Genomic DNA, 15735 nt, shown 5'->3' on the forward strand with positions numbered 1-15735 from the left:
TGGCTGTTTACCAAATACGATGCTTTTGGAAGGGTGGCCTATACCGGAATGGTGAGCAGTACCAGCAGCCGGATTAGCCTGCAAAGCGGGGCAGACAGTGCCACAGCCCAGTACGAATCCCGCCAGACCAGTTCTCCAACCCTGGCCGATGAAAAGGTACTGTATTCCAACAGCACCTACCCCAATACGCTGAATATGGAGATCCATACGGTCAATTATTACGACAGTTATGCTGATGCCGCCAGCCTTAGTGTCCCAAGTACAGTACTGGGGCAGGCCAAGGCTACCAATACCACCGGACTCGCTACGGTAAGTAAGGTAAGGGTGTTAGACCCTTCAGCCACCACGGGGCAGGCAGACTGGATCACCACCATAAGCGGTTATGATAAAAAGGGCCGGGTGATCTATACCGCCAGTAAGAATGAATACCTGGGTACTACCGATGTGGTGGAGACTGAGCTGGACTTTGCCGGCAAGGTGAAACAAACCAAGACCAGCCATACCAAAGAGACCAATAGCGCTATTGTAACCACCGATACCTTTACCTACGATGCTTTGGGCAGGCTCTTAAAACAAGAACAGACCCTGGGCAGCCATACCGAGCTGTTGGCACACAACACCTACGACGGTCTGGGGCAACTGGTCAAAAAGCAGGTGGGCAATACGGCGGACTCCCCGCTACAAGTAGTAGACTATAGCTACAATGTCCGGGGCTGGCTCAAACAGATCAACGATCCTTCCAGTTTGGGCAGTGATCTGTTCGCTTTTGGGATCAATTACAATGATACCCAATACGGTGGAGCATCCCTTTATAACGGCAATATCGCAGAGACCGCATGGAAAACGGCCAACGACAATACCCTACGCAGATACCGCTATGAGTACGACGCCCTGAACCGATTGGAACTGGCCGCTTTTAATCTTGGGGATAACTCACAGCCGCACCGTTATTCTACTTCCAATATCACCTACGATAAGAACGGCAACATCCTGACTCTCACCCGTAAGGGGCATACCAATGCCGGGGCCACTTCTTTTGGCAATATGGATGTGCTGGACTATGATTACCACAACAGCGAGTTAAGTAACAAGCTTTACAAGGTTCGGGACGATGGCAACGACAGTTATGGCTTCAAGGACAGCACCACCGACAACCAGGACTATTGGTATGATGCTAATGGCAATATGGTCCGCGATTTGAATAAAGGCATTGGTACCAGCAGTGCAGATGGCATCAGCTACAACCATTTAAACCTACCTATACAAATAAAGTTTGATAATAGCGATCAGAAAAAGATTAGCTATATTTACGATGCCACGGGGGTAAAACTACGCAAGGTAGTGGAGCAACCGTCGGTAAGTTCTGTGACAACTGATTATGCAGGGAACTACATCTATGAGAATAGTACCTTGCAGTTCTTTAACCACCCGGAAGGTTATGTAGAACCCGATGGTTCCGGTGGCTATGATTATGTTTACCAATATAAAGATCATCTGGGAAACATTAGGTTATCCTATGCAGATGACAACGGTAATGGGAGTATAGATCCTTCTTCTGAAATACGAGAAGAGAACAACTACTATCCTTTTGGACTGCAACATAAAGGGTATAATTCGGTGGTTAATTCCACCAATATTGGGCAGAACTGGCGTTACAACGGAAAGGAGATAGCCGAGGATCTGGGCCTTAATATTTACGATTACGGTGCAAGGAACTACGACCCCGCAATCGGAAGGTGGTGGCAGGTTGACCCATTAGCGGAACAGATGCGTAGGTTCAGTCCTTACAATTTCGCTTGGGACAATCCGATTTATTTTATGGATCCTGATGGAATGTTTGCAGAATCTTTCAATAATCAAAGGATCACAGATTGGTATGAAGATGAAAATGGTAACATAAAATATGATGAGAATATCAATAGCCAAAAAGATTTAGACGATGCGGGAATCGATGGAACCTATATTGATGAATCTTTTACAGGCAGGGACCAGAACGGTGATTTGTATAATTTTGGAGAAGACGGAAGCATAACCCAAGTTGACGAAGGGTCTGTAGGAGATGACACTGAAGTTGTAGCGGTTACCTCAGAATTTGTGACAACGTCGGAAGAAAGTGTTCAGGCTCAAGGCGAAAGTAGAGGAGCACAACTTGGAGCGGCTCTTGTATTGTCTCAAGGTGACAGCCCTGCTCCAGGACCTGCGGATGTGTTTGCCTTGGGAGTTATATTCAATCTTCTGCATAACATGGTAACAGGTGCCGACGAAATTCAGGTAACAGATCAAGTTTTACAATTTGCGAAAGATGCAGGAGAATCAGGAGGAGCAGAGCACACTAAAGGGAAAAGAAATAGTACTAAAGGAAAACATGAGAGAGGTCGAGCTAGAAAATCTAGGGATCGAGGTGGCGAAAAAGGAGATACAGGACGTAGATATCCAAGAAAGAGACCACCAGGATGGAAAGGCCCATGGCCACCGAAGAATTAATTAAAATGAAGGGAGATCGATTATATAAAAAAGCACTTTATGAGGCGCAAATCAATAATGATAATGACGCTGCATTTAAGTTGCTCACAAAGTCTATTGGTTATAAAAATCCAAAGGCTTATTATGCTCTTGGGACATGGTATTTACATGGTAAGCACGTAGAAAAGAATTTAGAACTTGCAATAGAATATTTGAATTTTTCCGCCGATGGAAAGTATCCAGAAGCATTTTTTGACTTAGGTGTATGCTTTGAACAAGGTGTAGGGGTCAAAAAAGATTTGGATAGGGCTTTTGAACACTATTTGCAAGCAAGTCTAAGAGGAGACAAACAGTCTTTTTATGAAGTTGGCAGGTGCTATTACCATGGTATTGGAGTGGAAAAAGACCAAGTTCTTGCAGATTACTGGTTAGAGCGAGCAGAAGAATTAGGAATAACAGAATAAGAAAATGAAAACCACCCGAAGGTGGTTTTTTATGCTTTAAAGCGAAGCTACATTTTTATTAAAGAAATCCTTGAACTTCTTTTTGGTAAGAAAGGAATCAATCATCTTGAAAAGCATAGAGCGTTCTTCCTCGTCCAGCTCTTGGCAATTTCTACAAGTGATAGCGCGAGGAGTGTATTAAACGATGAAGTTTGTGAAAGAATTATAGACCAAAAAATGGTTCCAAATTTTAAAGGAGGGAATTATTTTAATGGCATCAAAAAAGGGGTGGATAGTTTAATTGCAGAATGGAGTAAATAACTATTGGTTGCCCTTTATGTCATCCTCAGTATTTAACAAACCATCTTCTCCTTTTGATTTTAGCTCATATTGCAAACCATTATTTAATGGTTTATAGTGAAATTCATTGCCCCAAGCGTCAATCTTAATGTTCCTTCTCAAAGGATTGTTCCTGATTGCCTCGTCAAGTTTTAAAGGATACTTGCCAATACTATTTTTTTCTTCATTTAGAATTTTTTCTATCTCTTTGATTTTATCCTCTGTTATGGATATTCCATTGTTGGGAAAAAACAAGTCGGAGATAAATTTTATGGCAAATATTAGTACAAGGGCAATCAACAGAATCCATATAGTGGGATGAACCATTGTTTTTTTTGGTAGTTTTTTATCCTTCTCCTGTCGTCTCCGCTCCTTCTTTTTCTTCCAAAATTTAAGAGACTCGAAAAGTATCAGTAGCTCTGCGATTAAGTCGGCCATTTTAGGAGTATGCTTTTTTTGCCTTGAAGTCGCGTATCAAGGCATCGATAACCATAAATATCTTGCCCTTCTCCTCATCGTTCAGCTTGGAGACTTCCTCGACCCTTTTGAGCACTTTGGTATCGAGTTCCAGGGTGGTCTTACCCACAAGGAAATCAATGGAGACATCGAGCACATCGGCAATCTTCATGATAACGTCGATGGAGGGGGTCATAATGTCCCGTTCATACCTTCCTATGATATCGCCCGAAGTGTCCACGAGCTTCCCCAAGGCCGCTTGGGAAAGGTTGTGCTTCTTCCTCAGAATCAAGATATGTTCGCCCAAAGTCATACGCTTACGTAGTTAAAACTACCCTTAAAAGTAGGTATCGGTAAAAATAGGGGATTTATAGGTCTTAAACAAACGGCATAGGTCTTACTATGAAACGACAAAAACATTTCATTCGCTACGAATAGGTCGTAAAAAACTATTTTGAAAAAACTTCAATGCAATGATAGATACCACCACACCCCATAACTACAAGTACGAAACCGAGCATCTTGAAATCCACGTCCTAGGCGGCATCAAGAGCACAAAGCGCAAAACCCTTCGCATCACAATCTCCATACAGAAACAAAAATCGCACAACATCCTACGACGCTCCATCGACCTGTACAACGACAACCAGACCGAAAGACTGGTGCGAAAAACCGCCGAACGGTTGAAGATAGGAACAACTATCTTCAGGCGTACCATACAGGAACTTACCCGTGAACTCGAGAATCTTCGATTCTTATTATTGGAGCAGCAAACGGCAGCTCCCCTCCCGCTCGCGCGAGCGTCACGTTCGTGCCCTGATGCGAGGATTTCCACCAGAGGTGGACAAGTGTAATCCATGCAATTTTCTATAAACCGCCACTCCCTCAAGCCTAGTGAGCTGGCAGGCTTATAACTGCTAGTTAGAACCTAATTAGACAAATAACTATACTAAAACCACAGCAGCACTGCCGTGGTTTTGTTTTTTATAGGTTTGGAAATACCACGAGATATAATCTCGCGGTAGCGAGGGAGAAACTATAATATTTAGGGCTTCCAAATCTGGCAAAAAAGGTTTTGATACATTTACTTTGCCAAAGGCATATGAAGGAATGAACGTTGATATATTCTTCAAATAAGTGTAATGAGCGTATTAAAAAAATACAGAAAATACAATACTTCCTTTGTTGAGGTTATTTTAGAACGGTTAAATAACTTGTACGATGTTGAGTTGAAATCTGATGATTTTATTTACTTAAAAGATTCTGATTATGCCTTGAAGTACCTAAAATACTCTGCTCCTGAAAATGGTAACATTCAGAGGTTAATAGAAATATTTCAGCTTTTTGAAGAAAGCAAATTCTTAATAGTTAGTTTACCTCTACGAACCAGAAATTTAGAGCCTTCTTCTAAAGAAGACTCGTTTGATGAATTGGTTGAGGGATTTGATGTCGATATCAAACCTGAAATCATTGAAAATAGAAAAACGATTGAACATCAAATGGGTGAACATGACCCATTTAACAGTTATCCTTTGCTCATTGAAGACAAAGGTTCATTAAAAAGTTTCTTCCTAGATAAAGAAGAAGAAATCGAGCATTTTTTCATCGGAAATGTTCTATTAGTGCCAATTGACATGCAATGGCTTATGCATTTTGATTATGATTTAGGGGCAATCCATTTTGCATATACTAACGACATTATTGATAAAATTGAGAGCAATATTGAGTTAAAGAAATTGATTTACTCTGCTGATGAAATAAGTCAATTAATCATTGAAGCTAATCAATGATTAAAATTGTAGAATCAAAAACACCTACTACCACCAGTCTCCCGCTAGCGCGAGCGTCACGCTCGTGCCCAGATAGCACGGATTTCCACCACAAATGAATAAGTGTACCTAGCTAAGCCTGCTATCCAGTTCACGCAGAATTGAATTAACGGCTAGATACTAAATAGACAAATAACTATACTATAACCACAGCAGCACTGCTGTGGTTTTGTTTTTTTCTTAGGTTTACCGTTACAAGATCATGTGGTACCCTTCTCCGAAGTATAGGCGAAGAAAGCTTCGAACGGTAACGTCCCAGCAGTAAGCTGGGATGGCGAAGTTTCTGAGCTGGTTTTGCCGGCCTGACCGTAAGGCGGGCAACGGCAAAAATACATACGGAGAAGGTGTCCTTTTTCTATTGCTTTTTGGACAAGCAAAAAGCAATAAAAGAAAATAACTACCTCATATTTACGATGCTGCAGGTGTAAAACTACGCAAGGTAGTGGAGCAACCTTCGGTAAGTTCTGTGACAACCGATTACGCCGGGAACTACATCTATGAGAACAGTACTTTGCAGTTCTTTAATCATTCGGAAGGTTACATTACCCCAAACGGATTAGGAGGGTACGATTATGTCTATAGGTTTAAAGATCACTTGGACAACACAAGATTGAGCTACACCGATGCGAACAATGATGGGAATATCGCAACTAGCGAGATTATAAAAGAGACAAATTACTATCCTTTCGGTTTGTCCCATAAAGGTTATAATGGAAACGTTTCTTCTTATGGTAACTCAGTAGCGAAAAAGTATATGTTTGGGGGTAAGGAGTACCAGGACGAACATGATCTGAAATGGTATGATATTACTGCCCGTAATTACGATCCTGCCTTAGGAAGGTGGATGAATTTGGATCCGTTGGCCGAACAAATGCGTAGGCATTCTCCATATAATTATGCTTTTGACAACCCTGTTTACTTTATTGATCCTGATGGGATGGCTCCTCAGGGCTGCTGTCCAGATCCAAGACCCCAAATAGAGTTCATGGTTAATGCAGTAAGGTGGTTCTTTGGACTTGATCCAATTAAAGTTGAAGGATCTGGTTCAGATAGTAGTAGCTCCAATGGATATACTTTTGTCACTGAGGATGGTCAACCCTCTGGAGATCCGAGTACAGTAACCAAAACCGATGGAATAGTGCAAGAGGTTGACGTAACAGGGCTAGAAGCCGTAACAATAGTAGCTGGTGGTAAAAAAGGAGGTAAAGGAGATGGAATGACAACAGCGAAGAATACATCTAAAAAGAATGCCGCCAGCTCATTTAGCGATGGGGCCGATAGGGCTAGTGATGCTAGTAATTCAGCTGATGCTATTGATGCCTCTGGTGGTAATTCAATGGAATCTGCCAATAAATCAGAACCTGATACAACAATGACTATAACAACTTATGGTGTTGGTGAATCAGGGATTAACGATTTAGGTAGTCCGTATGTTTACGAAATACCGGATACTAGAGACACAACAGTTTCTAAAGATCAAGTGAAGAATGTGAATAACAGTATCAATACTCAAAATGAGAAAACCAAAAAGAAAGTGGACGAAATTCTTATAGGTAATGGGAATAATTAATTTGTTGAAACAATCCAAAGCGGTCATAATATTATTAGTTTATGCTATGATCTTATCTTCCTGCCAGGAGAAAACACACTTTGTAAAACGTAATTATTACCCTTCAGGGGAATTGCTCTCAGAGATTCCCTATAAAATAGCAGATAGTATAAAGGATGGTATCTACAAAGATTTTTATAAAAATGGACAATTAAAACAGGTAATCCATATTAAGAATGGGGTTCCGGTAGATTCAGCTCTTAAATATTATGAGACTGGCGAACTCCATTATAAGGAACTCAGAGCTAATGACAGTATCTATGGGTCATACTTCTATAAAAATGGAGATATTGCGGCGAAAAACAAGTTTTTGGATACAGATCCTCCCCTTCAAATTGGGATGTCATATATATACTCTAAAGATGGCAATGTAAGAGATAGCATGGAATACTTAAATATAGGAGGGAAAAGCTACCTAAATACTAGGTATCATCATAATGACTTAGGCGAAGTTGTTCCTGATAGCAGTTATTTCTACGAGTTCAAAATTAGTAAAATCCGTAATACAGATCGTTATCGTCTAAGGATTTACTACATACCTTCAATGAAAGAAGCCCAAATGGCTATGGTCATAGGTGAAGATCTTGCAGAGGATTTTAGCAATCTGAACAATGTTCGGTTGGATACGATTGTGATGGACGGAAACAGTATTGTTACCGACAATTTGAAAAAACCAAATAGAAGGCTAAAAGGCTTCTTTTACGAGTATCTTAGTAGAGTAAAGGACACTATTGGTAAGGATAGCATTACACTAGAAATAATGGAGAAAAAGACATTTTTTAACGAAACTGTAAAAGTCTCCGACAGCATTAACATATTGGACAAAGGGTAATTTAACTCTATAACAAAGATAATGCGGATTTCCTTCGGAGGTGGACAAGGGTAATCCGTGCGAAAATAAAACCTGTACCACTACCTGCTTCACCAGCCTTCCTTTTGACTGGTAGATTTCGGTGTGTGTAAGAACTCTAATAGACAAATAACTATACTAAAACCACAGCAGCATTGTTGCGGTTCTGTTTTTTCTTAGGTTTACCGTTACAAGATCATGTGGTACCCTTCTCCGAAGTATAGGCGAAGAAAGCTTCGAACGGTAACGTCCCAGCAGTAAGCTGGGATGGCGAAGTTTCTGAGCTGGTTTTGCCGGCCTGACCGTAAGGCGGGCAACGGCAAAAATACATACGGAGAAGGTGTCCTTTTTCTATTGCTTTTTGGACAAGCAAAAAGCGATAAAAGAAAATAACTACCTCATATTTACGATGCTGCAGGTGTAAAACTACGCAAGGTAGTGGAACAACCTTCGGTAAGTTCTGTGACAGGATGGAGCGTTAAGAAAATACCCGGTGGGTATTTTTAGCGAACAGGCCAGGCGGCGCGTTGGCCAAGCGGAAACTACATCTATGAGAATAGTACTTTGCAGTTCTTTAACCACTCGGAAGGCTATCTAGAGCCCGATGGTAGTGGGGGCTATGATTATATCTACCAGTACAAGGATCATTTGGGGAACATTCGGTTGGCCTATGGCGATGACAAGGGGGACGGAATCATTACTGCATCCACTGAGATCCGAGAGATTAACAACTACTATCCTTTTGGGCTTGAACATAAAGGGTACAATAATTCCATCAACGGGGTCGAAAATAACTACATGACCTACAATGGTAAGGAGCTGGAAGAATCTCTTGGGTTGAATTGGCTAGACTATGGTTGGAGGAACTATCAACCCGATTTGGGCAGGTGGATGAACATTGATAATTTGGCAGGGATGATGAAAAGTCAAAGCCCATATAGTTATGCACTCAACAATCCAATATATTATATTGACATAGATGGGCTAATGCCTGGTTCTGGCCCTAATCATATAACGGATTATTATAGAGGTCCGGACGGAACCGTTTATTTTGACCCTAATGTTGATGAAAATACTGTTTTACCAAATGGTTATACTTATATCGGTCCAACTTATTATGATGAGGCATCGAGAACTGTTTGGGGTCCTGATGGAAAGCCCATGAGACTAAATCCAATTGCCTTAGATGAAGTAGTTGTTACATCCGAAAAGGTGAAATCAAATGAAGGTAGTCCAACATACTGGGGTCTACCAGGCTTTGGATATGAAGACAGGGGCAGAAAGGGCAAACGAAAAGGAGAACTAAGCCATGGAGATTTACCAGGATCGGGAAGTGCAAAAGGAGGTGGTAATTCGTGGTCACGATTTATTAAATGGCTCAATGGTATTATCAACAGGGGGACCAAGGTACAAGATGTGAATGTGGTAACTACTCCACCTGGCACTTCTACCATGGAACAAAAGCCAGAAACGGAACCAGGTGTTGAAGAGGATACAATACTTAGAATTTATCCCGATCCTATCCTAACAACCCGAACTAAAAACCCTATGGGAGTTTCTGTTCGTGGTTATATTTTAAAAGATACAGTTATCAAAAATACTGAAGAGAACGTAAAAAAAGTTAACAAGTTGAGTTCAAAAAGAATAAATGATTATGATAAATAATAGAATTAAGATTTTACTATTGTGTTATTCGTTGTTCTTTATTGTTGTTTCATGTAATCAAAAAGTTGAATTGCCTAGAGTAATAGATTTTGATAATGGGGAGTTGGATACGCTTAGAATAAACAAAAAAGTTGAATTGAAAATTAAAGGTAGAGAAACAAGAGGCAATGACGTATTTAAACCAAAGGAGAAAGATAGAAGGGAAATAGAAGGTTGCATTTATTTTATAACACCCAATGATTTGGATAGTCTAAACATTCTTACACCAGGAATACGTAATCTTTATGAGAAGCTGAATACGCTTCCAATTGTAAGTTCTCAATACAAATGTGATTCAATATTCATGACTACTCGGAAAAGTTATTTCGACAATCTGTCATGTAATTATTATTATACCCCGAAAGATACTGGTTTAATTTATGGCATCATTAATTCCAAAGTAACCTATTATATAGAAAATGAGGAAAATGATTCTATTAGAATTTTACAAGTAGGTTTTTTAAAAAGAAAATCATTCTATGTTACAGGCGATTAAAGCGGTAATACAGTAACCAGCCCAGCTGCGCAGTAGTTGTACTGCTACGGCAAACAACACGGGAGTAATCAATAAATTTTAAGGGAAAGCTCGATGCTGGTAGGAAGTATAAAGAATTTTCGCGCAGAAAAACGAAAGGTTGTATTAGATGCGAACACCAGATAGCGCGGATTTGCAATCCGCGCAAACCCTAAACCGATTGGAACTGGCCGCTTTTAACCTTGGGGATAATTCACAGCCTCACCGTTATTCTACTTCCAATATCACCTACGATAAGAACGGCAACATCCTATCCCTCACCCGCAAGGGGCATACCAATGCCGGGGCCACAGTTTTAAGCCATATGGACAAGTTGGAGTACTACTACGACAGCGGTAATAAACTAACCAGGGTAAAGGACAGCGGCCATGCGGTGTATGGCTTTAAGGACAGTACGGCTGACAACCAGGACTATTGGTATGATGATAACGGTAATATGGTCCGCGACCTGAACAAGGGTATTGGCACCAGCAGTGCAGATGGCATCAGCTACAACCATCTAAACTTACCTATACAAATAAAGTTTGATAACAGCGATCAGAAAAAGATTACATATATTTACGATGCTGCGGGGGTAAAACTACGTAAGGTAGTGGAACAACCGTCAGTAAGTTCTGTGACAACCGATTACGCCGGGAACTACATCTATGAGAACAGTACTTTGCAATTCTTTAACCACGCGGAAGGCTATGTAGAACCCGGAGGTAGTGGGGGCTATGATTATATCTACCATTACAAGGATCATTTGGGGAATATTCGTCTGTCTTACTCCGATGTGGACGCCGATGGAGCTATTGATGTGGAAGGCGTTGGCCAGGACCTGGATGGTGATGGGACTTCGCAAGAAAACGAAATTGTAGAGGAGAATAACTACTATCCTTTTGGGTTGCAACACAAAGGGTACAATAATGTGGTTAATGGTACGCGCCACCAATATATGCACGCAGGGAAAGAACTGCAAGAAGAATTAGGAGCTAATTTCTATGATTTTGAAACAAGAGGTTATGACCCTGCATTAGGTAGATTTATGCAGATCGATGAGTTGTCAATAGTACAGACTTCTTGGACACCATATCATTACAATGCAAATAACCCTATTCGATTCACAGATCCAACAGGATTATTACCGACTTATGATTGGGCCACCAATACTTATCGTGACGATAATGGTATTGAAATAAGTTGGCAAGAAGCGCTTGCAGCTTATGGTATTGATACTGGAGGAGGATCTGGAGAAAACGATAAAAAGAAGGATGACAAGAAAGATGACAATGAGGAAGAAACGGAAGAAGAAACCGAGCAGTGGGACAATACTGCAATTACAAGTGCATTAGCAACATCTGGAGTTCTTTTAGCAGATGACGCAACAGGAATTGGAGTTGTAGATGATGTGGCTATACCATTTGTTCTGGTAGGGGGTGTAACGGTCTATCTTTACGATAATAAAGAATTAATTGCCAAACAGCTTGATGAAATTGAGCGGATTTTAGAGAAAAAATTAGGCCCAAGTAGTGGATTCCTTTATGAATTACGTGCTACAACCGATGGTTATTATCCTATAATGACTTCAGGCTCTAAATTGCCAACAGGACAAGTTTTTTTAAAAGCAGGAGAAGTCTGGAAATATGGAGAAACCACAAAAGGATTTGGTCGTTATAGCGGGGAGTTTTTGAAGAGTGGAAGACTTTCTATGATTCCAATATTTTTTGGAAATGCAGTAGAAATAAAAGTACAGGAAAAAATTATGATTTATGGTTATGCTTTGATGAAAGGAAAGCTACCACCAGGGAATAAGATATTTAGATAATTATGAATTTAGGATTAGCAATATACGCTTCACGGGAAGTTACAACAGATAGTATAATTGAACTTTCAAATGAGTTGAAGGAGCATTATGATACGATTGACTTTGGTAAAGGTATTCAAAGTGTTTCTATCGGAATAATTTGTGTTAGTAAAAACTTTGAGCCTTTCTTTAAACAGAGAAAACCAAAGTATACTAAAGATAAAAAGGAAACCGAAATAGATGGTATTAAAATCACAATTGAAAAGGCTTTTGAGTATGATTGTAAAATAGTATTTGAACAGTATCAAGAAGCAGATAGTTTAGGTAAAAAGCAACTATTGGCAGCAGAGATACTGAAAACTACTAAAGAAATCTTTGAAAAGAAAAAGATAAATGATTTTAAAGAAAATAAGTTCGTAGAAGATTTAGAAATTTATTTCAAAAATCAAGGCTATTTACAAGAAACATTAACATAGAAATTAGGAACCGCTCGTTTAGCGGTTTTTTTAGGCCTCTCCGCTACAAGTAGTAGACTACAGCTACAATGTCCGGGGCTGGCTCAGGCAGATCAATGACCCTTCCAGTTTGGGCAGTGATCTGTTCGCTTTTGGGATCAACTACAATGACACCCAATACGGTGGAGCGTCCCTTTACAACGGCAATATCGCAGAGACCGCATGGAAAACGGCCAACGACAATACGTTACGCTGGTACCGCTACAGCTATGATGCCTTAAACCGCATTACCGGAGCCATAGACAACAGCACAAACATGGATTACCGTCTCTATGGGGTAACCTATGACAAGAACGGAAATATCATGACCCTTAACCGAAGGGGACAGTACAATGCCGCCGCCACAGTCCTAAGCCATATGGACAAGTTGGAATACTACTACGACAGCGGTAATAAACTAACCAGGGTAAAGGACAGCGGCCATGCGGTGTATGGCTTTAAGGACAGTACGGCTGACAACCAGGATTATTGGTATGATGCCAACGGAAACATCGTCCGTGATCTGAACAAAGGCATTGGTACCAGTAGTGCAGATGGCATCAGCTACAACCATTTAAACTTACCTATACAAATAAAGTTTGATAACAGTGATCAGAAAAAGATTACATATATTTATGACGCCCTGGGAACCAAACTAAAGAAAATGACCTACAACAGCGGCGTTCTCACAACAACCGATTATGCGGGGAAATACATCTATGAGAACAGTACTTTGCAGTTCTTTAATCATGCGGAAGGTTATGTAGAACCCGATGGTAGTGGGGGCTATGATTACATCTACCAGTACAAGGATCATTTAGGGAACATTCGGTTATCCTATGGCGATGACAATGGGGACGGAACCATCACTGAATCCACTGAGATCCGAGAGATGAATAACTACTATCCTTTTGGGCTGAAACACCAAGGCTATAATACCGTTCAAAATGGTAGGGATCATAAGTATGGGTTTAATGGAAAGGAAGAACAGCAAGCATTAGGCCTTGAGTGGTTAGACTTCTCGGCCAGGAATTACGACGCTAGTTTAGGTAGGTGGATGAATTTTGATCCGTTAGCCGAATTGATGCGTAGGCATTCTCCTTATAATTTTGCTTTTGACAACCCGGTTTACTTTATTGATCCTGATGGAATGGCCCCTCAACAAGCAACTGATGGTTACGGAGGAGTATCACCTACTTCAAGTTCCTTTTGGTCTGAGGAGACTCATGCTTCGGTCACTCAAAATGCATTTTCTTCCAATGCCACTGTGGTAAAAATGAGCAATGAGGATGTAAATAGTGTGGTTATCGCAAGTAACGATGATATAAGGATTTATGGAAAAGATGAAAAAGGAAATAGGCAATTGATCGTAAACCTTAAAACCGATGAAGTGGATGCCATCATAGATACTGATATTACTGTCCCAACACTTAGTGCTCCAATCGTTGGAGATGGTAAAAAAGATGCCTTAGGAAGGGAGAAATCACTTATTCCAGAAGTCGATATTGATCCCCTCCTTCCCGTACTTAAAGCACTTCCAAAAGGTGATAACGCTATGATATCATTAGGATTAGAAGCGACATTTGTAGTTGGCGGAAGTGGTTCGATAGATTTGGTGCTTTTTCATGACAAGAATGGTGTCATCGACGCTGCCGCTCTTTTTGAAACCAGGGGAGACAGTAATGGTCTACTGATTGGCGGGGGAGTTTCAATTGGAGTTATATCCTCAAAGAATGGAAATACACTAACTATAAATGATTTTACAGAAGGAATTACAACTTCTTTTGCGGTGGGCGCTATAGTCACAGGTGTCACTATATTAGATTCTGATAGCTTCACTGGATACTTGTATGATGTGCCAAATACAGGCACTAGTGCTGGATCGTCAATGTCAAATAGCACTTCCGAATTTACCGGAGGTTTTGGAAATTTGGGTAAATATAGACGTAATAAATAGAAATGTTTTATATATGAGACATCTAAAATCTTTTGGAATTTTTAGTTTAACAGCTTTTTTTATTTCTTCATGCATAAGATTTAAAGAAAAGGAACAAGTTTTTCCTGATATACCCTATGATGAGGTACATGAGATTAGAGTCTATGAAGATGGTGAAAAAATAATTCAAAATAAAGAGGATGTTGCAATTATCCTTAATGCCTTCAGGGATTCTGCAAATTTTTTCTATGGAGAATTAGTAAAGAGACAGGTGAATGAACGTGAGCTTACATTGGATCTTGTAGCCATTGGAGACACTTTGACTTTGGAAGTATACTCCACGGAACAATCCCAGAAGTTAGAAATTGGTTTTCTTGATGCGTATGACATTAATCAACCTGATAAGTTTAGAAGATATAATAGGTTTTATATTAATAAGAATGTGTTGAATTTGATAAGGAATAATAGAAAAAGAGGAGAATAGACCAGTTTACTAGATAGCAAGGATTTCCACCAGAGGTGGACACTTGTAATTCAAATAGCGCAGATTTGTCTTCCATGCGAATATACCTAAAATCTAAATAGACAAATTACTATACAAAAGCCATAGAAGTATTGCTGTGGTATTAGGTTTACTGTTACAAGATCATGTGGTACCCTAAGATATATCATTAAGAACGGAGCAATAGTTGTAAATAAAAATATTGGGTAATAAACCTAACGATATTATCTTATGAACAAATCAAAATCAATACAAGTGAAAAACTTATTCTTATTCGGAATACTGACATACTTAATCTTGCGGTTTTGCTTCTATTTCCTTGCCGGATTAATCAATGTTTCACTAATTTATTTCGACTTGAACAAATATGCTTATCTAAACGGGTTGATAGTATCTGGGGCAATATCCCTAATCATTTTCTTGAAATTATATAAAACGCTTGTTCAAAAAAAAAAGCCTTCAAAAGGAACCTTTGGATTAATTGGAATTTTGATAGTGTTTATATTAATGTATATGGGAATCAATAAGTATGTTAGCTACTTATCAGAAAATAGTTCTGGAATTGATTTAGATAAAATCGGTTATTTCGCCTATCCTACTTTTGTTTTTGGAATAACCGTGACAATTGGTATTTTGATTTTACTTCTAAGGAAAGATGAAAGCATTCCTAACCAAATCTAAAATATAGACTAGATATGCACGGATTTGAAATCCGTGTGGACATCTACCTAAATCTAAATAGACAAATAACTATACAGAAGCCACAGCAGTATGGTTGTGGCTTTGTTT

15 protein-coding genes are annotated in these 15735 nt (G+C 39.8%); 13 read left to right on the top strand and 2 right to left on the bottom strand.

Annotated features, from left to right (window positions below; genetic code table 11):
• From GTQ38_RS12815 to GTQ38_RS21185, 3 genes are all read left to right on the top strand, one after another.
• A partial coding sequence (locus GTQ38_RS12815) for an RHS repeat domain-containing protein (RefSeq protein ID WP_161435946.1) occupies positions 1-2484 on the top strand: 2484 nt, incomplete at its 5' end.
• Positions 2466-2927 (top strand): tetratricopeptide repeat protein, encoded by a 462-nt coding sequence (locus GTQ38_RS12820; RefSeq protein WP_161435947.1) that lies wholly within the window; start codon positions 2466-2468, stop codon positions 2925-2927. The genes GTQ38_RS12815 and GTQ38_RS12820, both read left to right, overlap by 19 nt.
• 21 nt (positions 2928-2948) lie before the next feature.
• Positions 2949-3227, top strand: a complete 279-nt coding sequence (locus GTQ38_RS21185) for a TPM domain-containing protein (RefSeq protein ID WP_161435948.1) — start codon at positions 2949-2951, stop codon at positions 3225-3227.
• Here the strand turns inward: GTQ38_RS21185 and GTQ38_RS12830 are convergent, their stop codons facing one another.
• Both GTQ38_RS12830 and GTQ38_RS12835 read right to left on the bottom strand, forming a co-directional pair.
• Positions 3228-3683, bottom strand: coding sequence for a type II secretion system protein GspG (locus GTQ38_RS12830; RefSeq protein WP_161435949.1), 456 nt, complete (start codon positions 3681-3683; stop codon positions 3228-3230). It abuts the gene before it with no gap.
• A gap of 1 nt (position 3684) precedes the next feature.
• Complete coding sequence (locus GTQ38_RS12835) at positions 3685-4014, bottom strand: helix-turn-helix domain-containing protein (protein ID WP_161435950.1); 330 nt, start codon at positions 4012-4014, stop codon at positions 3685-3687.
• Positions 4015-4843: 829 nt separating this feature from the next.
• Here GTQ38_RS12835 and GTQ38_RS12840 point away from each other — a divergent pair.
• The 10 genes from GTQ38_RS12840 (at position 4844) to GTQ38_RS12885 (ending at position 15627) form a co-directional block, all read left to right on the top strand.
• Positions 4844-5491, top strand: coding sequence for a hypothetical protein (locus GTQ38_RS12840; protein ID WP_161435951.1), 648 nt, complete (start codon positions 4844-4846; stop codon positions 5489-5491).
• A gap of 505 nt (positions 5492-5996) precedes the next feature.
• Positions 5997-7100: an RHS repeat-associated core domain-containing protein gene (locus tag GTQ38_RS12845; RefSeq protein ID WP_161435952.1), complete on the top strand. Its 1104-nt coding sequence runs from the start codon at positions 5997-5999 to the stop codon at positions 7098-7100.
• A complete protein-coding gene (locus GTQ38_RS12850; protein WP_161435953.1) occupies positions 7087-7971 on the top strand; it encodes a toxin-antitoxin system YwqK family antitoxin in 885 nt (294 codons plus the stop codon). Before GTQ38_RS12845 ends, GTQ38_RS12850 begins: the two co-directional genes overlap by 14 nt.
• 582 nt (positions 7972-8553) lie before the next feature.
• Positions 8554-9654, top strand: coding sequence for an RHS repeat-associated core domain-containing protein (locus GTQ38_RS12855; RefSeq protein ID WP_238857927.1), 1101 nt, complete (start codon positions 8554-8556; stop codon positions 9652-9654).
• Positions 9644-10189 carry a hypothetical protein gene (locus GTQ38_RS12860; protein WP_161435954.1) on the top strand — a complete coding sequence of 182 codons (546 nt, stop codon included), beginning with the start codon at positions 9644-9646 and terminating at the stop codon, positions 10187-10189. Before GTQ38_RS12855 ends, GTQ38_RS12860 begins: the two co-directional genes overlap by 11 nt.
• Before the next feature lie 148 nt (positions 10190-10337).
• Positions 10338-12035, top strand: coding sequence for an RHS repeat domain-containing protein (locus tag GTQ38_RS12865; protein ID WP_161435955.1), 1698 nt, complete (start codon positions 10338-10340; stop codon positions 12033-12035).
• Positions 12036-12037: 2 nt separating this feature from the next.
• Positions 12038-12490: a hypothetical protein gene (locus GTQ38_RS12870; RefSeq protein ID WP_161435956.1), complete on the top strand. Its 453-nt coding sequence runs from the start codon at positions 12038-12040 to the stop codon at positions 12488-12490.
• Between the two features lie 109 nt (positions 12491-12599).
• A complete protein-coding gene (locus GTQ38_RS12875; protein ID WP_161435957.1) occupies positions 12600-14465 on the top strand; it encodes an RHS repeat domain-containing protein in 1866 nt (621 codons plus the stop codon).
• Positions 14466-14478: 13 nt separating this feature from the next.
• Entirely contained in the window at positions 14479-14928 is a 450-nt protein-coding gene (locus GTQ38_RS12880; protein ID WP_161435958.1) for a hypothetical protein, read from the top strand.
• A gap of 438 nt (positions 14929-15366) precedes the next feature.
• A complete protein-coding gene (locus GTQ38_RS12885) occupies positions 15367-15627 on the top strand; it encodes a hypothetical protein (RefSeq protein WP_161435959.1) in 261 nt (86 codons plus the stop codon).
• Positions 15628-15735: the final 108 nt, after the last annotated feature.

The organism is Poritiphilus flavus (assembly GCF_009901585.1).
Lineage (GTDB): Bacteria > Bacteroidota > Bacteroidia > Flavobacteriales > Flavobacteriaceae > Poritiphilus > Poritiphilus flavus.